Source organism: Paenibacillus sp. GSMTC-2017, assembly GCF_016019935.1.
Taxonomy (GTDB): domain Bacteria; phylum Bacillota; class Bacilli; order Paenibacillales; family Paenibacillaceae; genus Pristimantibacillus.
Genome location: NZ_JAECMT010000003.1, coordinates 452,183 through 473,229, shown reverse-complemented (window position 1 = coordinate 473,229; position 21,047 = coordinate 452,183). Strand labels below are relative to the sequence as shown.

Genomic DNA, 21,047 nt, shown 5'->3' with positions numbered 1-21,047 from the left:
AGCTTAGTTAACACTATAAATATACGGACAGCACTCTTATGCTCGAACCTTACCCAGACGAAATTGGCTGGGGGTACACGCATAGTTTTTACGGAAAACTTGCGTAAAATGTCTAACATCAGGATATCCTACCGTCTCTGCAATTTTAGTAATCGATAATTCAGAATCAGCGAGCAGTTCCTCCGCCTTTTCCATACGCAGTTTCGTGACATATTCCTTATAACCGGTTCCTGTTTTTTGTTTGAACAATTTGCTGAAATATACTGGATTGAGGTATACGATAGAAGAAACAAGTTCCAAAGATAAATTTTTTTGGAAGCTACTTTTTATATACTGAATAGCTATTTCCGCTACATCATTTTTATTATCAATTGAAGCTTCGTCCTCTACTATAATGCTGGATATATGAAAATTTTTAATTTGGGAAGGTATTGTGTAAAAGTCAGTCAGTTGCTCGCTCATAATAAATCGAAAAGGAACTCTCAGACATCGGTTAAGATTTGTAATCGCTCCTTCTCTAAATAGGTCAGCCTCTACTTGATCCGCTAATGTAATGACACCTACAAGGAAATCACCATCCAAACTAACGATAAATCCTTTGCCCGATCGATGGATGTATTCCGACATCACATTTTCTACAATAAAATTGCCTAAACCTATTTCAGAATGACTCTCCAGCTTTACAGCCAGCAGATGGAAATGTTCATGTTCATCACGAATAGAACTCAAATCAAATCGCCCTAAATCTAGTCCCTGTATCCATCTCCGGAAGACAGCCTCACGCAAATAATTCAAATTGAGCATCAATAGGCTAGTATCGGTATCATTGTGTTGCTCTTGTGACCACTCTTCAAATAGCTCGGCGACGTATTTTACAATCTGTTCTTTACCTAGAGGTTTTAAAATATAGTCTCTGGCACCAAGGCGCAACGCTTCCTGTGCATATGCAAACTCAGAATGAGCGGATACTACAATCCACTTGATTCCTCTATAGGTATGGCGTACTTTAGCAAGTAGCTCTAATCCATTCATGCCCGGCATCATAATATCGAGGAATACGCTGTGAATTCGTTCGCTTAGCAACATATGGTTTGCCTCAGTTGCTGTGGCTGCTGTACTGATCCGAATATCAGGGAAAGCTCCGGAAATTGTTCGTTTAAAACCTTCCCGAATCACTTTTTCATCATCGACAATTAGAATATGCATGCCGTTCCCTCCTCTGACTATCGACTTTTTGCATGGGCTATACTCTAGGCATTACATTCGGTACCATAACAATAATCGTCGTTCCGTTGTTTTCCTTACTTTCAACACGAAGGCCATATCCAGCGCCAAATTCTAGAACGAGGCGCCGATGAACATTTAGAAAGCCCGCTCCAGAACCATGAGACGTACCATAAATAGCTGGCTCAACCGTCATACTCTGACGCTCTTCTTCCAAAAGTTCATTCCATTCCAATCTTTCTGCTCTTGCGAGCGAGTTCTTAAGCTCCACCAACTTCTCTTCGGATATTCCTACACCATTATCATGTATGTAGATAAATACCTTTTGACCTTCTTCTGTTGATGTGAGAGTAATAGCCCCTTCTCCTGTCCGTCCCGAAAGGCCATGTATAACCGCATTTTCAATTAATGGCTGGAGTGTCATTTTAGGTAATGAAACCATAAGTGATTTGTTGTCGATATGGTGGTTTACATGTATTCGACCGTCCGACCGAGCACTAATAATCGTCATATAGTGTTTAATCTGCTCAAGCTCATCGCCAAGCGTTGCAACCGAACTTCGCCAATCACTGCTATATCGGAACATACATGAAAGAGACAATATGAGATTGGACAACCTTTCATTTTCTTTTTCGTCTAGCAGCCAATAAATCATGTCAAGCGTATTGTACAAAAAATGCGGATTCACTTGCGATTGTAATGCATGTATTTGAGCATTCTTTTCACTAGCTGTCGCAATTTTGTTACGTTCGACTAGTCCATTAATTTCGTTAACCATACGGTTAAAATGTTCATTCAAATAATTAATTTCTTCATATGAATCACTCGCATGAAGATTGGTGCTCAAATCTCCTCGTTCTACACGTCGCACCTCCTGCACGATAGATTTAATCGGCTTAGATACAGATCGGGAAAGAAAGTAAGCAATTGCTATTGCAACCATAATGATAATGATTGTAACGATAATAAAATAACGATTGGCAGCCGCTTGCTCTACTTTAGCTACTGGCTTTGGTGTAATGGACAACAGCTTCCACCCAAGCTTTGAATCATTTGCTGTTAAGATGAGATGGTTACTGGTACTAACATTAAGGACTGACTCACCGAATGGATATTGAGAATGATCTATTAGCCAAGAAGATTCCACCTTCTCTTCCGGGTGCGAAGAGACAAGGAGTGTGCCTGACGCAGCAAAAATATAAGTTCGGCTCTCCGGTTTAATCATCAAATTGTTCATGGAAGACAGAACGGTACGAGGATCAGCCTCAATAATTAGAACGCCAAGTGGTCTTGTCGTGTATAGATTGCTCATTAACCTACCGAATGTAAATACGGAGTCTTCACGAATTGTGAGCGATTGATCCCCGAGCATTCCTCCCCATTCAAGTGTGCCGTCCGAACGACGCAATTCCGATAGCCAATCACCTTTCATAAACTTATCATTGATGCCATGAGTCGTAGACTCATAGCTATATACGTTTCCAGCGTTAGAGATGATATGAATACCCTTTACATCATTGTAACTGTAAAAGATCGTTCCTAATGCCGCCATCATCTGCAGCTGCTTATCAAATTCATCTTGTTCGTTTGCCGCTTCGCGGGATAATAGTCGTTGAATTTCAGAATTGCTCATAATGGATTTACCTAAACTATCATAACCTCGTGACATCAGTGAGAAGTTATCCATCGCCTGTGAGACGTTACGTTGCGCTGCTTCACCAACCCGCAAGTCAATCTGGCCTGCAGTATAATGATAGAAAACGCCAGTAAGCCCAATTAGCAGCACTAGCGTAGACAACAAAATCCAGAGCAGTAACCTCGCGTGAAACGAATTAAATCGAAGTCCAAGCAAGTCGATTCCCCCTCGCAACAAACATCTCTATCCTTTAATAGCTCCTGCAACCATCCCTTTCGTTATTTTGTCAGAGAGGATAAAGTAAAAGGTAGCGACCGGTAATGCCCCTAGTACAAGAAACGCCCCTATTGCTCCATAATTAGCCGTATATTGACCAACAAAGCTGTTTAGTCCAAATGGGAGCGTCTTGAGAGAATCGCTGGATAAGAAGGTGGCTGCAATAATGTATTCATTCCATATCGAAATAAAAGTTAGTATCATAACCGTCATAATCGGGGGTACAGTAATTGGAATAATAATAGAATAAAATATACGATAAATGTTCGCACCATCTATCATGGCAGATTCTTCGATTTCGCTTGGTATACTCCTCAAAAATCCAGATAAAATGAATACAGCAAGCGGAATCGAGAACGCTACATATGGAATAATGATAGATGCATGTGTGTTAAGAATATCTATCTTTTTAAAAATAATCATAAGAGGCAACAATGTTGATTGGATGGGGATCATAATGCCGACCATAAAGATAATCATAATTATATTTCCGTAACGCCATTTAAATCTTGTAATCGCATAAGATACCATTCCACTGAGCACGATCGTAAGCAACAAAGTGATACCTGTAACCACTATACTATTGCCAATATACTTTAAGTAGTTGCCAGACGTAAATGCATCACTATAATTTTCCCAAATAAACTTTTTTGGTAAAGCAAAAAATTGCCCAGACAATATCTCACTGTTCGTCTTGAACGAATACAGTAGCAACCATAACAGCGGATAAAGCTGCGTAACGGCTAATATGCTCATCAATACCCATGCCCCAATACGTCTGGCAAGCCGATAATCTTTCATTACTTCCATTCTCCCCTCTCTATGAGGCGATTTCCTCAGCACGTTTGAATAACAAGTTCAACACTATGGTCATCACAAGGCAGAAGATGACAAGAAACGTGGAGATCGCACTTCCATAGCCATATTTGAATGAATTGAAGGTCATATTGTACATATGGGTTGAGATAACTTCAGTTGTATTAGCAGGTCCTCCACCGGTCATAACGACAATGAGATCAAACGCTTTAAGCGAACCAATGACTGCTAAGATAGTCGAAATTTTTATAACTGGTGAAAGTAGTGGAAGTGTAATATAGCGGTCTGCTTTAAAACCTTCAGCACCATCGATGCTAGCTGCCTCGTAAATGTCCGTTGAAATATTTTGAACACCTGTAAACTGAATCAACACATGATAGCCAATATATTGCCAGAAAATAACGAAACCTAGAGCAAAAATCGCAACATCAGTATCCGCAAGCCAAGTCTTCGTCCATGATTCGAGTCCTGTCTTCACGAGCATCTGGTTAAGCATTCCCCCAAGCGATGCTGGGTTGTATATGGCCTTCCATAATTGACCGATAACTACAACTGATAAGATAACAGGAAAGAAATAACTAGAAACGAGGAAACTAGGCCGTCTTACATAACGGCTCAGTAATATTGCAACCGTTATTGCAATCGGAATTTGAGCCATAGAAGCTACTGAAATGTAAAGTGTCCTTAATACAGATGGCCAAAAAATAGAGTCTTGCGTAAACAACACCTTATAGTTGTCCAAACCTACAAAAACTTGTTTGTCCATTCCTGACCATTCAACCAAAGAATAATTTACTGACACAAGGATTGGAACAAAAACAAATGCTAAATAAAACAATAAACAAGGAAGGACGAACACCATTAACGTTCCTTTGCTTACCCTCAAAACACCGTTCACTTGTTTGCCCTCCCTTCCACATAATTGATTAAGGGAACCTCACGGCTCCCTTAATGTTTCTCTTTTTATTTTTTGTTAAGCTCCCATGTCTTCTGGTGCTCGGCAGCTAATTCATCCACGTTAACATCTTTGATCAACAAGCTTTGCAAACCAGTTAAGTGTGTCTGCGTTGTCGCTGGCTCAATCACGTTGTCAAAGTTCATATCTCCGCCTTTTACTTCGTTGAAACGTCCCATTACATCTATCGCAAGATCAGAGTATCCAGCTGCTTTAAAGTCTCCTTCTACTTTCTGAGCGTTACCTACAGCTGACATTTTCTCAAAGGCTACCTTTGGATAGTTGCTCATAAAATATTTCAGAAACTTTTTACTTTCGTCGAGATGTTCACTGTTTGCTCCTAGCGCATACGCAGTTCCTGGGGCAATAACGTAATCTTTAGGATCACCTTTACCAGCTACGGTCGGGAACGGTAGAAAACCTACTTTTCCTTTCACTGCCTCAGACGCTTCAATTGAAGATATTTCCCAAGACCCCATAAAATACATAGCAGCTTTACCGTCGCGGAACTGTTGGGAAGCCGTGTTATTGTCGTAAGTAGCCGCCCCCTCTTGGTATGCACCAGCTTGGATCAGTTCTTTTGTTTTTTGTAACGCTTCAACGAATATAGGGTCGGTAAACTGTTTTTTACCGGCTACTACTTCATCTAAAAATTTTGGTCCACCATTTATGCGTTGCAGCACGTTCGTAAACATAAAAGATAAAGGCCACTTATCTTTACCGCCTAGCATCATTGCTGGAATACCCGCTTCTTTGAATTTCGGTACCGAAGCAATGATATCTTCAAACGTCGTCGGAACGTTGACGCCAGCCTTTTCAAACAACTCTTTGTTATAGAAAATGCCAGCAATATTCATATCATAAGGAAGCGCATATAAATTTCCGTCGACAGTATAGTAATCAAGCACCCCCTCTAGAAAGCTGTCCCCCAGTTCTCCCTCTACTATGTCATTGAGCGGAGCAAGTACTTTACCATTTGCGAAAGGTAACAATTGTGCCCCTGGGTTAACCATCGTTACGTCCGCAACTTCACCTGACGCTGCTTGCGTTTTTAATTTAACTTTTTGCTGCTCCGTATCAAGACGATCCCACTCGATTTTTATATTCGGATATTCCTTCATGTAATTATTTACGATCTCTTCCTCAACCTGATATTGAGGTGTGGACTTATCCGTTTGGAGTGTTTGAAGTGTCAACGTAATCTTTTTGCCTTCGGGCTTGCTCTCAGCTGGCTTATTGACGGATGTTCCTTCATTTTTGTCCCCGCATGCTGCTAGTAGTAGTGTCAATGCCACTACAAGTAACAAACTGATCACTCGTTTCTTTATTATCATTTGTATCCCCCTTTGGCATCATCGTTCCTTATAGCCCTTACTTTACTCTTTATAACACGCTTCGGTAATACAAAAAATCAACTTATTGTGTTGAAATTTTCTATTTTCTTTTTGTCTTTCCAAACACCTCAACACGAGTTAAGCCGATGCCGCATAGGATACATCAGGGTAAATGCCTAATGAATTTGTGAAGGAGACTGATGACTCGCATGACACATACTTACGACAACTCTAATCTACAGCCCAATCCAGCATTGCAAAGAACGTACGCAGTGTCGGGCAGCAATTGTGGCTGCACAGATCAACGAGTAATATTACCAATACCAGGAGGTGGCCCAGGCTGGCTCCCTCCAGGATCAATACCTTGGCATCCAGGTCCTTGGATGCCAGGACCATGGTCGGGACATCCAGGTCAGTGGCACCCAGGTCCATGGCATCCGGGACCGTGGGGACATCCGGGCGGCGGGCATCCAGGTCAATGGCATCCGGGTGGTGGACACCAAGGTGGCGGACACCAAGGTGGCGGACACCAAGGTGGCGGACAGGGACGCCCAGAGCTTGCGCAACTTGAACAGTTGCAACTAGAACAAGATCAATTAGAACAAGATCAATTAGATCGAGATCTTCAAGTGCAAGATCATACAGAGCAGATTCAACAAGATCAAGTTCATCTTGAGCAGGAGCAAATAGAGCAATTACGCCCTCAATCACAACAGCAAAGCCAAGGACAACAAGGCCAAGGGCATCAAGGCCAAGGACATCACGGCCAAGGACATCAAGGTCAAGGGCATCAAGGTCAAGGGCATCAAGGTCAAGGACATCATGGCCAAGGACATCATGGCCAAGGACATCATGGTCAAGGACATCATGGTCAAGGACATCATGGTCAAGGACATCCGGGCCATGGACATCCGGGTCATGGACATCCAGGACACGGTCATCCGGGACATTGGCATCCAGGACCTTGGCAAGGACCTGGAATACTGCCAATTCCACTGCCGGTACCTTTACCGTATCCTCCAGGTCAACAGGCATTCGTAACTGTAGTTATTAACGGGGGACCTACTTTTCCGAACATTACGAATGGTTACACTGTTCGATTCCGCCCTGGCTTAACTGTTGGTGGTGCATTAGCTGAGACCGGAGCTGTAACCTTTTCTCCTACCGGAAACATCACATCAGTAAGCGGTGTTCCTATTAGCGGTAATATTAACTACCAATTGCAGCTGAACGGACGGTTCATTCCTGCTAATCTGCTGGGTTTCCCAATACAACGCACAGATACGTTGACACTTTCGCTCATCTATAGCTAGAAGTTCCGTCAACACTTTAGCTTTTAGATAAACATGATCATAAAAAAGGGGTGTCCCTAAAGCTTATCGCTTTTGGAACACCCCGTTCTCTATTTACTTATCGCTTTGCCTTTGCCCGATATTAGTTTAATTTGGTCATTTTCATAAGCGACTTTGTAAGTCACTTGGTACTTGCTCAGTACGTTCTCCCCATCTTTCCGCTCGTCTACTGAAATAACCGCTGTTACAACAGCTTCCTCATCTTTACTGGTCACATGCATATCATCAATGACGACATTACGAGTCGTCAAGTAACCTTCACGGAACTTAACGTAACTAGTGCCTTCCTTCCAATTCCCTCCAAGCAGTGAATAGGCGTAGACATAATCCCGATTATTAAGACTGTCGTAGAAGTGAGTGACTAAATAACTGGCAAGTTTATCAATGGATGATCCATCTTGTTGCAGCTTCGACTTTTCATCTGATTCTTCACCTAGTTCATCTGTTAACGAAAGATCAGGCAACATCGTCATCGGTTCCTTCGACCAACCCTCTGCCAACGGAAGAACTTTTGATATTGGGATACTAAATCCAATTGCATTTTCCTCTAATCCGGCAGAGTTTATACCAAGTACTGCTCCCGTCTTCATATCTACAAGCGGTCCTCCACTATTACCCGGTGCAATATGTGCTGAGATTTGATATAGATCGTTATAGGTATATTGATCAATTTGAAAGCTTCGACCGACACCGCTTATAATACCAGTCGTTACTGTATTCTGAAATCCTAGCGGACTTCCAACAGCCATTACGTCGTCTCCAACTTCACCATTCTCATAACGTACAAGCGGTAACGGTTCTATACCAGCAAGCTCTTTTACACGAACAACCGCTAAATCTACATTTGTACTTATGCCAATAACTTCACCAGAAAGCTCGCGCGCATCAGATGTCTTCACTCGAACATTGCGAACACCGGAGACGACATGCGCATTTGTTATGAGATCTCCTTGTTTGTTATACAGAAATCCGGAGCCTTGTGAACCTGTATCTGTCTCAATCATCACGACTAACTTCTGAGTTTCAAATATAACATCCTTTAGTGTCTTCTTAACTTCTCCAATTGCGAGTAATGGTGATCCGTTCAATTGTTTCGGGATTTCTAGCCGTATCGTAATGCCCGCTCCAATCCCCCCGCAAAGGATAAGGACAGAGCCCAGAATGCCAATCCACATTCTTTTTTTCATTCTATGTCCCTCCTAGTCCAAGTAATAAGTAGGAGGATCTACAACAATGTCAACATCCTCTGTATAAACGCCATAAACTGTCGCTGTATAGCTCATTTGTTCGCCTGGCTCAATATAATTTGGATTAGCGGTAGCAGATCCTTTACCTAGTACTTCACCTTCCTTGTTTAAAACAGTAAATTCAACTGTAACGGAATAAATGGGTCTAGTTGCAACGTTTTTCAAGTGTCCTACAATAGTCAAATCGCCAAATTCATCTAATGTCTTCTCTGTGCTGCCCACTTCAACAGCTGCTGTTTGATTGATTAAATCTTCTTTGGCAGCTCTTTGCATGGCTTGTTCTATCCGTTGCTGCTCCGCTCTTTCATATCGTCTTTGCTCGTCTTCGATACGTTGCTCAAGGGCTAGCAGGTTTTCGTCCCCTTTTACAATTGCTAGTGACTTTTCAACGACAGTCATTGCAGCAGTGAAGTTTTTCCTTTCCAAAAGCCGTTCAACATCCGTTAATGTGATTTTACGAATACCCGTAACAACTTGTTCTCTCAATATGACTGCTTCTTTTCCGATTAGTCCATTCACCTTTTGAAGCATATCAATATGCTCGTTAAGTGTAACAAGCGAACCTACTTGCTTCTTTAATTGCTCTAGTGTCATCTTTAATTGTAAAGAATCCAGTTTCTCTCTAAGCTTGTCGTAGATCGGCTCCTTATGCCCACTGAACTCAGACTTTAAAAGAGTAATTCCTTCCTCGACCTCTTTCATCTTATTATTAGACAGATTCTTTTCTACATCATTCGTTATCTCTTTTAACTCCATTACGTGCTGAATGATATCCTCGTCTGCTTTAAGAGACGTGAAAGCTGGACGAATTTCTGCTGCTTCATTTAATAACCCGAGCGCCTTCTCGTATTCCCCTCCAAGTGCTGCGGATTTCGCTTCCACTTGAAGCTTAAGTACCTTCTCATTCCTATTTTTTTCATATTGAAAATAACAGAACACAGCTACTGCAACGATAAAAGCTACACAAAGTAAACTTATAGGCATTAACCAAGTCCGTTTTGATAGAACTATATTTTCATCATCTATAGTAGCCGTACCTGATATAGCTATTAATTGAGGTGTGAATCTATCGCTAACTATTTCAAGTGAAGCTGATTCTTCTTCATGCTCGTCCGGATCTATTATTTTTCTATCTACTTCTATTATTTTATAAGAATGCAGCTTTCTGCCGCATTGACTACAAAAAATTGCTTCATCCGAAAATTCTCTGACGCAATGATGGCAATACACTTACATTCAACTCCTATTACGTATTCTCTATCTCTATCAATTTCTTTTCACTCTCTCTATTCTATAACAAAAAGTAAATAATCACCATTTCAAAATAGTGGAAACGTAAAAATCCGAACTTCGGTCCTATTCGTTGAAAAATATAAAAAAACAGCACAGATTATTTCCTGCACCGTTCATTCCATGTAAGATATACGACTACAAACCTAGTCTTTCTATCATATACTTCCGAATATCATCCGTCAGATCCTCACGCTCAAGTGCAAAATCGATCGTCGCTTTTACAAAGCCAAGTTTATCTCCTACATCGTGACGACGTCCATCAAATCGGAATGCTGTGAGAGACTCCAATCGTCTGAGCTCCTGCAAACTGTCCGTCAGTTGAATCTCTCCTGCTTTCCCCGGTTTAGCATGTTCTAGCAAATGAAATATAGTAGGGCTCAGAACATACCTGCCGACGACTGCATAATTAGATGGTGCTTCGCCAAGTGCAGGTTTCTCCACTATATTTCGGACAGCAGATACTTGCCTGCCTCGTTCAATATCTACAATTCCATATTTATGTGTTTGATCCCATGGCACTTCCATCACAGCTACAACAGATGATTGTTTTTCTTCATAAATGTCCATCATCTGCTTCAGACATGGCGGCTCTGACGTTAATATGTCGTCACCAAGCAATACCGCGAATGGCTCATCTGCAATAAATCGGCGAGCACATAATACAGCATGTCCAAGACCTAACGGTTCTTTCTGACGCACATAATAAATATCCGCAAGCTGTGAAATTTCTTTCACGACAGATAATAAGATCTCGTTGTTTCTTGCTTCTAGCTCAGCTTCAAGCTCTACAGACTTATCAAAATGGTCTTCAATAGCACGTTTATGTCTTCCGCTTACTATAACGATACTTTCGATACCAGATTGAACAGCTTCTTCTACGATATATTGAATGGCTGGCTTGTCAATGATTGGCAACATTTCTTTGGGCTGAGCTTTCGTCGCAGGTAAGAAACGTGTACCAAGTCCACCCGCAGGTATGATTGCTTTTCTAATCTTGTTAGCCATTAATGACAATGCTCCTTTCTCCCTTAATTGGGAGTCACGTATTTCCCTCCACTATACCTCCTTTTGCTAATGGATGCCAATTATAATCTTCTTTATTATTCGCAAAATGTCATTATTATACGAAGATGAAAGTTAGATGAACTGTATTGACATTTGTTACAGTTTGTAATAGTTTTAAAGTAGAAATCATTATTTTCACTCTAATGTTATTGGGGGATATTTATATGCACAAAACCATTATTATTGGAACCGGTCCTGCAGGACTAACTGCAGCTATTTATTTTGCACGTGCTAACATGGAGCCACTAGTCATCGAAGGCTGGCAGCCTGGTGGACAATTAACGACTACAACTGAAGTTGAAAACTTTCCTGGTTTCCCAGAAGGTATACTCGGTAGCGAGCTAATGTCTAATATGCGCAAGCAAGCGCAACGATTCGGCGCAACATTCAAAACGGGCTCGGTAAAAAGCGTTGACTTTAGCAAACGCCCCTACACGCTTGAAGTCGAAGGTCTAGGTCAACTACAAGCTGAGTCCGTCATCATATCAACAGGTGCGTCTGCAAAATATTTAGGCATTCCAGGTGAACAAGACAACATCGGCCGAGGTGTCAGCACTTGCGCAACTTGTGACGGATTTTTCTTCCGTGGCAAAAAGATTATCGTTGTCGGCGGTGGAGACTCCGCTATGGAGGAAGCTGGCTTCCTTACTCGTTTTGGTACTGAAGTTCGTCTAGTTAATCGTCGCGACGAGCTTCGCGCCTCCAAAATCATGCAAGACCGTGCCCGGAACAATGAAAAAGTCGTTTGGAGCCTCAACCGTACACCGCTTGAAGTTGTTGCTGGAGATGTTGGCCTCAAAGGCCTTCGCGTTCGTAATAATGAAACAGGTGAAGAAGAATTGCTTGAAGCTGACGGTGTATTCATTGCTATCGGTCATACGCCGAACACTGGCTTCCTAGGTGGTCAGATCGATACGGATGAGCAAGGTTACATTATCGTGAAGCCTGGTACATCAACTACGAATATTCCAGGAGTATTTGCTTGTGGGGACGTACAAGATACAACTTATCGTCAAGCCATTACCGCTGCTGGCAGTGGCTGTATGGCTGCACTCGACTGCGAGCGTTACTTGGAAACATTGGAGCATAACACGCAACTGGCTTAAATATGGACAGCATAGGACAGGTACAACTTTGGCGAACAATGAGCCAAAGTTGTATCTTTTTTTCTTTTTACAAACGATAAACTATTTTTCGGGTTGGTTGAACAATCAACTAGTTGGGTACAATTTCTTAGACATAGGAAGTACACTTGACAAACGTCTATTAATTTATAATAATTATAAATAAGGAATTGATCTAAATATTATTTTTAACATGGTTTGTTCGTCTAGCCCGTATTCCGTACCTTGCTTTGGAACAAACTAACACGAAAACCAATGTTGCTTACGGAATATTACGTATCGCATAACTAATGACCATTTTGAAAGGATGATCATCATGACTGTTCAACAACATCTTAACCGCCAAATTGCCAACTGGAGCGTACTTTACATTAAGCTTCACAATTATCATTGGTATGTGAAGGGTAGCCAATTTTTCACACTTCACGAAAAGTTCCAACAATTTTATGAAGAGGCTGCTCTACATGTCGATGAACTAGCAGAGCGTCTGCTTGCGATAAAGGGTCAACCGATAGCCAAAATGAGCGACTATCTGGAAACTTCCAGTGTGAAAGAAGCAAACGGAGAAGAAACTGCTGTCGAAATGGTCGATCAGCTAATCGCTGACTTTACACTCATTATTGGTGAGTTGAAAGAAGGTATGGAAGCTGCACAAGGGGCAGATGACGAAACAACAGCTGATGCGTTGCTTGCTATCCATACTACTTTAGAGAAACATGTTTGGATGCTAAGTGCATTCAATGGTAGATAAACCGTTCATATCGCATAGTCCTTGCAAGTGAAAACAAACAAGGCGCTATTTCAAAAGTAGATTAACCTACATTCGAAATGGCGCCTTGTACAAAAATCCTGCTAATTCTAGTTACCGCTTCATTAGTACTTATGCAAGTTTAACAGAACAATTTCCGAGCTCTTGCTCTCCCCAATATGCTTCGAGCTGATCTCCATCCTGCAAAGCTGCAACACCAGCTGGAGTTCCTGTGAAGATAATATCTCCAGCACCAAGACCATAGTTAGCCTCAATATGTTTTACAAGCTCACTAATGCCGAACAGCATATCTTTTGCATTGCCAATCTGAGCCGTTTCACCATTACGAATGAGCTTAAAGTCAACGTTGCCAAGCTCCGCTTCTCCCGGAAACGGTATCCATGTTCCAAGTGGTGCCGATTGTTTAAAGCCTTTGGCTGCTAGCCATGGTTGTCCCTTCGCTTTCAGCTTTGATTGCACATCACGCAAGGTCAGGTCGAGACCTAAAGTTATTGCATCAATGCTTTCTTCTATAGGAGCGCCAGCGATATAAACATCACTAATCTTAAGGACAATTTCCAATTCAAAATGCACTTCGCCTACATTTGCGGGTAAGGTAATCGTATTACCGTCCATCAAAGTTGCCGAATGAGAAGGCTTCGTAAATACGAGCGGTTGTTCAGGTACTTCATTCCCGAGCTCAAGCGCATGCAAGCGATAGTTGCGCCCGATGCAATATATGTTTTTAATATCACGATTGCTGAACATAATGAATAACCGCCTTTATCGTATAATTTGGAATTGTCGTGCCCATTAGTTGTATCTTATTAACCTTGCTTCTGAGCAGCAATTCGCTCTGCCAACTCGTTTAGCTCCGTCCAACGTTCCATAAGTGTCTCCAGCTTCTCTTCCTGTTGCTGCAACTTAGCTGAAAGCTCCTGCAGTTTGGATGAATCGCTACTTGCTGCTTCCATCGCCTTTGAAGTCGCGTTAATTTCTTCCTCAGCAGCTGCGATTAAGTCATCAATTTCATCAAAATCTTTTTGTTCTTTATAAGACATCTTGAGCAATCGTTCTTTGCTCTGTGGCTTCACTTCAGCAGGAGAAGATCCCTTGCTTCCAGCCGGCGCGCTATTGCTCATTACAGTAGTCGAAGCCTTTTCTTTCTCCTTCTTCTCTGTTGCAGCCTGATAATCCGAATAGTTCCCCGTGTTGTGAGTAATGATACCGTCACCTTCGAACGCTATTATTTTCTCAACTGTCCGATCTAGGAAATAACGATCATGGGAAACGACAAACACGACACCTGGAAAGTCGTCCAAATAATCTTCTAATACAGTCAAAGTAGCTATATCTAGATCATTCGTAGGCTCATCCAAAAGCAATACGTTTGGCGCATTCATCAAAACACGCAGTAGTTGAAGTCTTCGTTTCTCTCCACCAGAAAGTTTAGCAATTGGTGTCCATTGCATAGTCGGCGAGAACAAGAATCGCTCAAGCATTTGACCTGCAGATATCATGGAACCGTCGGCAGTCTTCACTTGTTCAGCACCCTCGCGAATATATTCAATTACGCGAAGCGATTCATTCATCTCTTCCCTCTCCTGCGAGAACCAGCCTAACTTAACGGTTGTACCAATATCTACTGTTCCGCTATCTGGAGCCAGTCTACCCGCGATCAGATGAAGTAGTGTCGACTTTCCGCTACCATTACGACCAACGATTCCAACTCTATCCTCTGGGACAGCAATATAGCTGAAATCTTGAATAAGTGTGCGGTCACCGTAGCTTTTAGATATGCCTTCTACTTCCACGATCTTTTTACCAAGTCGTGATGAAGCAACAGACAAATCAAGCTTTCCGTCAGAGCCTTTAGGTCCTGCTGCTTTTAGTGCCTCAAAACGATCGATACGAGCTTTTTGTTTAGTCGTACGCGCCTTTGCACCACGTCTTATCCATGCTAGCTCAGTACGAAGTAAATTTTGTCTTTTCGACTCGGTTGCAGATTCCCGTTCTTCTCGATCTAGCTTAAGTTCTAGGAAATGGCTATAATTCGCTTGGTAGAAATGAGCTTTACCACGATCTAGCTCGATCACACGATTACTGACTCGATCAAGGAAATAACGATCATGCGTAATCATGAGTAGCGCACCGCGCCGCTTCTGAAGCATACCTTCTAGCCAAGCTACTGAATCATTGTCGATATGGTTCGTAGGCTCGTCCAATATGAGTACGTCTGACGGAAGCAGCAACGCCGCAGCCATAGCAACACGCTTACGTTGCCCACCAGAGAATGTCTCTACCTTAGCATCATATTGATGGATACCGAGCTTTGACAAAGCCGTCTTCGCATCGCTCTCCAATTGCCACGCATCAAATTCATCCATCATTTGATTCGCTTTAATCAAATCTTCTTGCAGCTTCTCATTTGTTGGATTTAGCCCGATTGCTTCCATCGCGGCTGCATAAGCTTGAACAGCACGAAGTTGCGGGGAATCCCCACCAAGAACATGCTCAAGTGCAGTCTCGTTTGGTAGAAACGTTGGGTCTTGTGCAAGCATACGAACGATAACACGTCCACCTACCGATATAGAGCCCGAATCAGCTTGTTCCATTCCCGCTATAACTTTAAGAAAAGTTGATTTTCCCGTGCCATTGACACCAATGATGCCAATCTTGTCGCCATCTTCCAAACCGAAGGTGACATCTTCAAACAACATCTTTTCCCCATAGCTTTTTGTTATATGTTCAACCGATAATAAGTGCATCGTCCTAACCTACTTTTGTTATATGATAGTGCCGTTTGCACAGCTATCTGTATCATATCATAGATAGGTTTGCTTCCGCACGATGATGCCATAACGTTAATGGCTTGAAATGTCGATATAAGTATCAAAGAAGGGAGCGAACCGTTATGAGTAGCCATTCCCCCTATTTGTTCGTCTTCACAGGTACAAGCGGATCAGGCCGCAAAACTGCAGCACATCGGGCATTGAAAGAGAACGAAATTGTACATATACCCTCCTGTACGGATAGACCTCCTCGAAGTAAAGAACATCCAGATAGCGATTACCGTTATGTAAGTACTGCACAATTTGAGCTTATGCTTCTTAACCAATTTTTCGCAGAATCCGTTCAAATTGACCACTATCATTATGGTATTGGTCGACGCAGTCTTGAGGCATCTTTAAACGCTGGCAAAAGCGTCTATTTAATTGTAAACCGTGAAGGAACAGAAAAGCTTCGAGAGCAATATGGAGAACAAGTTGTTCGAATCTTTATATATGTAGATAAAAACACTATTTTACAGCGACTAGAAGCTAAGGGAACTTCTTATGAAATCATTGATCGATATTTAAGTCATTACAGTGAAGAAGTAACTTATCGAAAAAGCTGTGAACATGTAATAGAAAATGTAGATATAGAGCAAACAATCAAGAAGATACGAGAGATTGTTTTAAGTTACGGGTGATAATGTTATAAAATAGTTAATAGAAAAAAGAGGTTTGCTAGGCATATCTATCGCCTCTGCAAACCTCTTCCTATTTATAACGTTAATAAAATTAACGTTTACCGATCATATTTTCTGGACGAACGTACTCGTCGAATTGTTCTGACGTAAGCAATCCGCTTGCAATAGCTGATTCCTTAAGCGTCAAACCTTTTTTGTGAGCGTTCTTCGCGATTGCTGCTGCATTTTCATATCCGATGTGTGGGTTAAGTGCAGTAACTAGCATAAGCGATTGATCAAGATTACGCTTAATTACTTCTTCATTCGGTTCTATACCGATTGCACAGTTATCGTTGAACGAAATCATTGCGTCCGCCATTAGTGCAAGAGACTGAATGAAGTTATACATAATAACTGGCTTAAAGACGTTAAGCTCAAAGTTGCCTTGGCTTGCCGCCATACTGATCGCAGTATCATTACCAATAACTTGGCAAACTGCCATCGTTAATGCTTCGCTTTGAGTTGGGTTCACTTTACCTGGCATAATAGAGCTGCCCGGTTCGTTTTCTGGAATCGTAATTTCGCCAATGCCGCAACGTGGCCCGCTTGCAAGCCATCTAACGTCGTTAGCAATTTTCATTAGGTCCGCAGCTAGTGCCTTGATAGCACCATGCGTATAAACCATTTGATCATGGCTAGTGAGTGAATGGAACTTGTTAGCTGCTGTTACGAATTGTTTACCAGTTAGAGCCGTTACTTGTTCTGCAACTGCTACCGCATAGTCTGGATGTGCATTAAGACCTGTTCCTACAGCTGTACCACCTAGAGCAAGTTCACGCATTGTGTCTACACTTTGAATGATCATCGCACGTGTTTTGTCTAACATCGCATACCAGCCGCTAATTTCTTGTCCAAGCGTAATTGGTGTCGCATCTTGAAGATGTGTACGGCCAATCTTCACAAGGTCAGCAAATTTTTCAGCTTTAGCACGGAGTGTACCATTCAGTACGTCAATTGCTGGAATCAAACGATCTTCCACTGCAATTACCCCTGCGATATGCATAGCTGCCGGGAACGTATCGTTGGAACTTTGTGAGCGGTTTACATCATCGTTAGGGTGTACACGTGTAGCGCTTCCACGTTCGATAAGTAATTGATTAGAACGGTTAGCAACAACTTCATTTACGTTCATATTTGTTTGCGTACCGCTACCCGTCTGCCATACAACAAGCGGGAATTCGTCGTCCCATTTGCCGCTCAAAATTTCATCTACAACTTCGCCGATAACGACTGCTTTTTCTTCATCCAAAACGCCAAGCTTATGATTGGCAAATGCAGACGCTTTCTTTACAATGGCCATACCATATACAACTTCAATCGGCATACGTTCGCCGCCAATTTTAAAGTTCTGTAAACTGCGCTGCGTTTGCGCTCCCCAAAGTCTGTCTGCAGGAACATTAATTTCTCCCATAGTGTCCTTCTCAATGCGGTATTCCATTAAAGTAACGACTCCTTTACGATCATATTAGTCCAAAGCTGACAACCCTGTTTCTGTTATAACGCTATTCGCTCTCAGAATCAAGAGAGTAGCATTCAATTATAAGCCTTTTGCCTCACGATAAGCTGCAATATAAGCGGCAGCCTTCTGCTCAATAATAGAGAAGTCTCCTGTTTTAACTGCATCTTTCGTTAAGTCGGAACCAATACCAACTGCAACAGCACCTGCTTTGATCCAATCTTTCAAATTATCTAGTGATACTCCGCCTGTTGGCATAATATTCGCTTGAGGCAATGGCCCTTTAATAGAAGGAATAACGCTTGGTGAATACAAATTGCCAGGGAACAACTTAACGATATCAACACCAAGTTCAAGTGCTGTTTGAATTTCATGTATCGTCATTGTACCTGGCAAGACAGGTACTGCATAACGATTGCAAAGTTTGATCGTATCTGGGTTCAATGCTGGAGATACAACATATTCAGCACCCGCAAGTATCGCTGCACGAGCTGTCTCAGGATCAAGTACAGTTCCTACGCCAATAATCGCAAAATTATCTGCATCCGGAGATACATCACTAGAATATTCTTTTGACAACTGTTCAATCGCTCGTAAAGCAAATGGCACAGTCATCGTAATTTCAATCGCTTTAATGCCACCTTTAATCGAACGACGGGCCATCTCAGCTACTTCTTCTGCCGAATCAGCTCGCAAAACAGCAACAACACCTGCTTCAGTTAATTGTTGTAATACTCTTAGCTTTTTCATTATTGAACCCCTCTTTCATATTTCAATATTATTGTGTGAAATTTCAAATAACCTACGGCTCATTATAGACTTTTTCGAGCCCCCCTTCAATCTATTAGACGTATGGAATGATGTCTATTGACTTGTACATTTTGTGACAATTCTCTCTATCTATGATGTAGGCAAATGATATACTCGTTTTAATACGTTTCATACAATGGTGATTCATGCTGCTATATTAAGGAGGTACGGAATGACTCCATCTTCTCATTCGACTAACATACCTAGCGGTCAAATCGTTACAAAAAAGAGGTTGAATCGAGCACTGCTCGACAGGCAACTGCTATTGCACCGATCCTCGCTTTCTCCGCTAGAAGCGATAGAGCAATTAGCTGGAATACAAGCTCAATCACCTACACCACCCTATTTTGCACTATGGAGCAGACTGGTTAACTTTGAGCAAGAACAATTGGCTGAGCTTATCCTAAACCGCCGAGCAGTACGAATCGCATTAATGCGTTCAACGATTCACCTCGTATCCGCACGAGACTGCCTCTCATTCCGATCTGCCCTGCAACCGATGATGAAACGACTTTTGCATAGTAACTTCGGTCGTAAACTAGAAGGTATCGATATAGCAATGTTAGCAGCAACAGCACAGGTATTAGTAGAAGAAAAACCTCTAACTTTTGAAGAGCTAGGGAAACGATTAATGGAACATTGGCCGAATTATGATGCAGGCTTACTTGCTAACGTCGCAAGAAACTTACTTCCACTTGTTCAGGTGCCACCAAGAGGTTTATGGAAAAAAAGTGGTGCTGCTATACATACGACAATGGATAATTGGCTACGTGAAGGGCTTGTTAAAGGAGCCGAAATAGATTCATTATTACTTCGATTTTTAAAAGCATTTGGTCCCGCATCCGTTAAAGATATGCAGACTTGGTCTGGTTTGAACAAACTTCAGCCAATTGTTAATAATTTAATGCCACTGCTTCGAGTTTGGAAAAATGAAGAAGGTATTCAGCTATTCGATCTGCTCGAATGTTCCTTACCGGATTGTGAGACTCCTGCCCCGCCGCGTTTTTTATCTGAATTTGATAATATGCTCATTTCATTTAATGATCGTAGCCGGATTATGTCCCCCGCTTATAAACCACTTGTTTTCACTAACAATGGTATCGTTCGTGCTACCTTCTTAATCGACGGATTTGTACAAGGTCTTTGGTCGATTCAGCAAACTAATAAAGAAGCTGTTCTTCAGATAAAACCATTCGAAGCTCTTCATAAAGTAGACCTTGAAGCTTTAATGGATGAAGGGCTACGATTGCTTCAATTTGCTACTCCAGAACATATACATCGAATTAGCGTTGATCAATAGATTGACGCACTTCGTTTGTTTATAGGCTAAAGCTATTTAGATTATTCATTTTATATATTTCACATATAAGTGTAACTGGAATAAGATTACATTAATTGAAGGGAGTTGATGGACGATGACAAACATTTTGAAGGAGCTTTTCGATCTAGGGGCAAAAGACTATGACATTCAGCGCCACAGTTTGATTCCATGTTTCAATGACTTTTACAGCTCTGCGGTAACTTGGACCAACGTTTCAACTACTACACCTGCAATTCTAGATTTGGGCGCTGGAACTGGGCTTCTCTCCGCTATGATGCTGAACAAATTTCCAGATGCTAAGCTTACTTTAATCGATTTTAGTGAAGTTATGATGGAACAGGCAAAGTCCAGACTTTCTGATAACAACGAGGTAACTTACATTGTAGATGACTACATCACACATCCATTCGATACGAAATTTGATGCCATCGTTTCATCTCTTTCTATTCATCATCTGTCCCATGAAGACAAGCGTGTATTATTCCAAAATATTTATAACAATCTAGTTCCAGGCGGTATATTCGTTAACGCAGATCAAGCTTTGGGTACTTCACCTGCTATCGAGAAGCAATTCAGCGTATTATGGGAGCAAGCCGTAATCGCAAGTGGATTAGAGCAACCACTAATTGAAGCTTCCAAAACACGAAGAAAATTGGATCAAAGCGCTACTTTAGAGGATCAGCTACATTGGCTGCGTGAATCAGGATTTTCGGAAGTGGATTGCGTATACAAACATCGTGAATTCACTGTGTTTGTGGCATGTAAGGCGTAGCATGTACGCATTTATTGGAAAAAAGAAGGTCTGCTGATACTTCCTCAGCAGACCTTTTCTTCGGCGCACTAACCCGATTTTTTCGGGCTAGGAGCCCGCTGGCGGGC

The 21,047-nt window shown here is 41.9% G+C and carries 18 protein-coding genes; 6 read left to right on the top strand and 12 right to left on the bottom strand.

Going from position 1 to position 21,047, the window contains the following annotated elements; genetic code table 11:
- Window positions 1–36: 36 nt before the first annotated feature.
- From I6N90_RS14120 to I6N90_RS14100, 5 genes are all read right to left on the bottom strand, one after another.
- The gene (locus I6N90_RS14120) at window positions 37–1,206 is read right to left on the bottom strand and encodes a response regulator (RefSeq protein ID WP_197936245.1); all 1,170 of its coding nucleotides are present in this window, start codon (window positions 1,204–1,206) and stop codon (window positions 37–39) included.
- A 37-nt stretch (window positions 1,207–1,243) separates the two neighbouring features.
- Entirely contained in the window at window positions 1,244–3,076 is a 1,833-nt protein-coding gene (locus I6N90_RS14115) for a sensor histidine kinase (protein ID WP_197936244.1), read from the bottom strand.
- A 27-nt stretch (window positions 3,077–3,103) separates the two neighbouring features.
- Entirely contained in the window at window positions 3,104–3,937 is an 834-nt protein-coding gene (locus tag I6N90_RS14110) for a carbohydrate ABC transporter permease (RefSeq protein WP_197936243.1), read from the bottom strand.
- A 19-nt stretch (window positions 3,938–3,956) separates the two neighbouring features.
- On the bottom strand, window positions 3,957–4,814 hold the full coding sequence (locus I6N90_RS14105) for a carbohydrate ABC transporter permease (RefSeq protein WP_197936606.1): 858 nt from the start codon (window positions 4,812–4,814) through the stop codon (window positions 3,957–3,959).
- A gap of 101 nt (window positions 4,815–4,915) precedes the next feature.
- The gene (locus tag I6N90_RS14100) at window positions 4,916–6,241 is read right to left on the bottom strand and encodes an extracellular solute-binding protein (protein WP_197936242.1); all 1,326 of its coding nucleotides are present in this window, start codon (window positions 6,239–6,241) and stop codon (window positions 4,916–4,918) included.
- A 200-nt stretch (window positions 6,242–6,441) separates the two neighbouring features.
- Between I6N90_RS14100 and I6N90_RS14095 the strand changes: the two genes are divergently transcribed.
- Window positions 6,442–7,554: a hypothetical protein gene (locus tag I6N90_RS14095; protein WP_232242992.1), complete on the top strand. Its 1,113-nt coding sequence runs from the start codon at window positions 6,442–6,444 to the stop codon at window positions 7,552–7,554.
- Window positions 7,555–7,643: 89 nt separating this feature from the next.
- On the opposite strand, the gene I6N90_RS14090 is transcribed toward I6N90_RS14095, so the two are convergent.
- From I6N90_RS14090 to galU, 3 genes are all read right to left on the bottom strand, one after another.
- Complete coding sequence (locus I6N90_RS14090; protein ID WP_197936240.1) at window positions 7,644–8,780, bottom strand: S1C family serine protease; 1,137 nt, start codon at window positions 8,778–8,780, stop codon at window positions 7,644–7,646.
- Between the two features lie 12 nt (window positions 8,781–8,792).
- On the bottom strand, window positions 8,793–10,070 hold the full coding sequence (locus tag I6N90_RS25275; protein ID WP_197936239.1) for an FxLYD domain-containing protein: 1,278 nt from the start codon (window positions 10,068–10,070) through the stop codon (window positions 8,793–8,795).
- Window positions 10,071–10,268: 198 nt separating this feature from the next.
- Window positions 10,269–11,138: a UTP--glucose-1-phosphate uridylyltransferase GalU gene (galU, locus tag I6N90_RS14080; protein ID WP_197936238.1), complete on the bottom strand. Its 870-nt coding sequence runs from the start codon at window positions 11,136–11,138 to the stop codon at window positions 10,269–10,271.
- Window positions 11,139–11,362: 224 nt separating this feature from the next.
- Between galU and trxB the strand changes: the two genes are divergently transcribed.
- The gene (gene trxB / locus I6N90_RS14075; protein WP_197936237.1) at window positions 11,363–12,304 is read left to right on the top strand and encodes a thioredoxin-disulfide reductase; all 942 of its coding nucleotides are present in this window, start codon (window positions 11,363–11,365) and stop codon (window positions 12,302–12,304) included.
- Between the two features lie 334 nt (window positions 12,305–12,638).
- Window positions 12,639–13,073 (top strand): Dps family protein, encoded by a 435-nt coding sequence (locus I6N90_RS14070; protein ID WP_197936236.1) that lies wholly within the window; start codon window positions 12,639–12,641, stop codon window positions 13,071–13,073.
- Between the two features lie 129 nt (window positions 13,074–13,202).
- On the opposite strand, the gene I6N90_RS14065 is transcribed toward I6N90_RS14070, so the two are convergent.
- Together I6N90_RS14065 and I6N90_RS14060 are read right to left on the bottom strand one after the other, a co-directional pair.
- Window positions 13,203–13,838 carry a fumarylacetoacetate hydrolase family protein gene (locus I6N90_RS14065; protein WP_197936235.1) on the bottom strand — a complete coding sequence of 212 codons (636 nt, stop codon included), beginning with the start codon at window positions 13,836–13,838 and terminating at the stop codon, window positions 13,203–13,205.
- A 59-nt stretch (window positions 13,839–13,897) separates the two neighbouring features.
- Window positions 13,898–15,838: an ABC-F family ATP-binding cassette domain-containing protein gene (locus tag I6N90_RS14060; RefSeq protein WP_197936234.1), complete on the bottom strand. Its 1,941-nt coding sequence runs from the start codon at window positions 15,836–15,838 to the stop codon at window positions 13,898–13,900.
- A 146-nt stretch (window positions 15,839–15,984) separates the two neighbouring features.
- On the opposite strand from I6N90_RS14060, the gene I6N90_RS14055 reads away from it, so the two are divergent.
- Window positions 15,985–16,542, top strand: a complete 558-nt coding sequence (locus tag I6N90_RS14055; RefSeq protein WP_197936233.1) for a guanylate kinase — start codon at window positions 15,985–15,987, stop codon at window positions 16,540–16,542.
- A 91-nt stretch (window positions 16,543–16,633) separates the two neighbouring features.
- Here the strand turns inward: I6N90_RS14055 and fumC are convergent, their stop codons facing one another.
- Both fumC and I6N90_RS14045 read right to left on the bottom strand, forming a co-directional pair.
- A complete protein-coding gene (gene fumC / locus I6N90_RS14050; RefSeq protein WP_197936232.1) occupies window positions 16,634–18,019 on the bottom strand; it encodes a class II fumarate hydratase in 1,386 nt (461 codons plus the stop codon).
- A 99-nt stretch (window positions 18,020–18,118) separates the two neighbouring features.
- Window positions 18,119–18,787, bottom strand: a complete 669-nt coding sequence (locus I6N90_RS14045; RefSeq protein ID WP_197936231.1) for a bifunctional 2-keto-4-hydroxyglutarate aldolase/2-keto-3-deoxy-6-phosphogluconate aldolase — start codon at window positions 18,785–18,787, stop codon at window positions 18,119–18,121.
- A 232-nt stretch (window positions 18,788–19,019) separates the two neighbouring features.
- Between I6N90_RS14045 and I6N90_RS14040 the strand changes: the two genes are divergently transcribed.
- The gene (locus I6N90_RS14040) at window positions 19,020–20,147 is read left to right on the top strand and encodes a winged helix DNA-binding domain-containing protein (RefSeq protein WP_197936230.1); all 1,128 of its coding nucleotides are present in this window, start codon (window positions 19,020–19,022) and stop codon (window positions 20,145–20,147) included.
- Between the two features lie 115 nt (window positions 20,148–20,262).
- Window positions 20,263–20,940 carry a class I SAM-dependent methyltransferase gene (locus tag I6N90_RS14035; protein ID WP_197936229.1) on the top strand — a complete coding sequence of 226 codons (678 nt, stop codon included), beginning with the start codon at window positions 20,263–20,265 and terminating at the stop codon, window positions 20,938–20,940.
- The last annotated feature ends 107 nt before the right edge of the window (window positions 20,941–21,047 follow it).

Excerpts from the sequence above, each read along its gene's own strand:
- I6N90_RS14120 (WP_197936245.1), bottom strand. The coding sequence starts at position 1,206 with ATGCATATTCTAATTGTCGATGATGAAAAAGTGATTCGGGAAGGTTTT.
- I6N90_RS14110 (WP_197936243.1), bottom strand. The coding sequence starts at position 3,937 with ATGAAAGATTATCGGCTTGCCAGACGTATTGGGGCATGGGTATTGATG.
- I6N90_RS14105 (WP_197936606.1), bottom strand. The coding sequence starts at position 4,814 with ATGGTGTTCGTCCTTCCTTGTTTATTGTTTTATTTAGCATTTGTTTTT.
- I6N90_RS14100 (WP_197936242.1), bottom strand. The coding sequence starts at position 6,241 with ATGATAATAAAGAAACGAGTGATCAGTTTGTTACTTGTAGTGGCATTG.
- I6N90_RS14095 (WP_232242992.1), top strand. The coding sequence starts at position 6,442 with ATGACTCGCATGACACATACTTACGACAACTCTAATCTACAGCCCAAT.
- I6N90_RS14090 (WP_197936240.1), bottom strand. The coding sequence starts at position 8,780 with ATGAAAAAAAGAATGTGGATTGGCATTCTGGGCTCTGTCCTTATCCTT.
- galU (WP_197936238.1), bottom strand. The coding sequence starts at position 11,138 with ATGGCTAACAAGATTAGAAAAGCAATCATACCTGCGGGTGGACTTGGT.
- trxB (WP_197936237.1), top strand. The coding sequence starts at position 11,363 with ATGCACAAAACCATTATTATTGGAACCGGTCCTGCAGGACTAACTGCA.
- I6N90_RS14070 (WP_197936236.1), top strand. The coding sequence starts at position 12,639 with ATGACTGTTCAACAACATCTTAACCGCCAAATTGCCAACTGGAGCGTA.
- I6N90_RS14065 (WP_197936235.1), bottom strand. The coding sequence starts at position 13,838 with ATGTTCAGCAATCGTGATATTAAAAACATATATTGCATCGGGCGCAAC.
- I6N90_RS14060 (WP_197936234.1), bottom strand. The coding sequence starts at position 15,838 with ATGCACTTATTATCGGTTGAACATATAACAAAAAGCTATGGGGAAAAG.
- I6N90_RS14055 (WP_197936233.1), top strand. The coding sequence starts at position 15,985 with ATGAGTAGCCATTCCCCCTATTTGTTCGTCTTCACAGGTACAAGCGGA.
- fumC (WP_197936232.1), bottom strand. The coding sequence starts at position 18,019 with ATGGAATACCGCATTGAGAAGGACACTATGGGAGAAATTAATGTTCCT.
- I6N90_RS14045 (WP_197936231.1), bottom strand. The coding sequence starts at position 18,787 with ATGAAAAAGCTAAGAGTATTACAACAATTAACTGAAGCAGGTGTTGTT.
- I6N90_RS14040 (WP_197936230.1), top strand. The coding sequence starts at position 19,020 with ATGACTCCATCTTCTCATTCGACTAACATACCTAGCGGTCAAATCGTT.
- I6N90_RS14035 (WP_197936229.1), top strand. The coding sequence starts at position 20,263 with ATGACAAACATTTTGAAGGAGCTTTTCGATCTAGGGGCAAAAGACTAT.